Raw genomic sequence first — 698 nt, forward strand, 5'->3', positions numbered from 1 at the left:
CGGCTTCCATGAGACCGCGCATGCTGTGACCGGCACCTGCCTGATCAGCTTCGACCGCAACCGCTACTCGGTCATGGCCAAAGCGGCGCGGCGGGCCGTTCAGGTCCGCGCCTATGCCGATCGCATCGTCGTGCGCCTCGGCGACGAGGTCATCGCAGAGCATGCTCGGCACTTCGGCCGCGACCGGACGATCTATAATCCCTGGCATTACCTGCCCGTTCTGGCCAACAAGCCCGGCGCCCTGCGGAACGGTGCACCCTTCCAGGGCTGGGACCTGCCACCGGCACTGACGCGGTTGCGGCGCAAGCTGGGCGGCGGTGATGACGCCGACCGCCGCTTCGTGCGCGTGCTGGCATCGGTAATGACCGATGGCTTGGAAGCGGTCGAGGCCGCGATCCGGGAGGCGCTTAATAGGGGTGCTGTCAGCGACGAGGTCATCCTCAACATCCTGGCCCGATACCGGGACCCGCCATCCGAGCGCCCCCTGGATGTGGTCGCCGATCTCAAGCTCAGCCACCCGCCGATCGCGGACTGCGCGCGCTACGATACGGTGCGAGGCCTCCATGCAGCGGCATGAGATGATCGAGGCGATGCGTTCGCTCGGGCTCAAGGGCATGGCAGGAGCCTTCGACGAGGCGGTCACCACCGGGCTGCAACGCAAGCGCACGACCCACGAGATCCTGACCGATCTGTTGCGC

The 698-nt window shown here is 67.0% G+C and carries 1 protein-coding gene and 1 pseudogene; both read left to right on the plus strand.

What is annotated here, in order from left to right; translation table 11 throughout:
• Positions 1-577, plus strand: a 577-nt coding sequence (locus D620_RS0100015; RefSeq protein WP_017663727.1) for a Mu transposase domain-containing protein, incomplete at its 5' end; no start/stop codon positions are given.
• Positions 564-698 (plus strand): annotated as a pseudogene (locus D620_RS14280) (ATPase); the annotation flags it as partial. The gene D620_RS0100015 and the pseudogene D620_RS14280, both read left to right, overlap by 14 nt.

This window comes from Porphyrobacter sp. AAP82, from assembly GCF_000331285.1.
Classification (GTDB): domain Bacteria; phylum Pseudomonadota; class Alphaproteobacteria; order Sphingomonadales; family Sphingomonadaceae; genus Erythrobacter.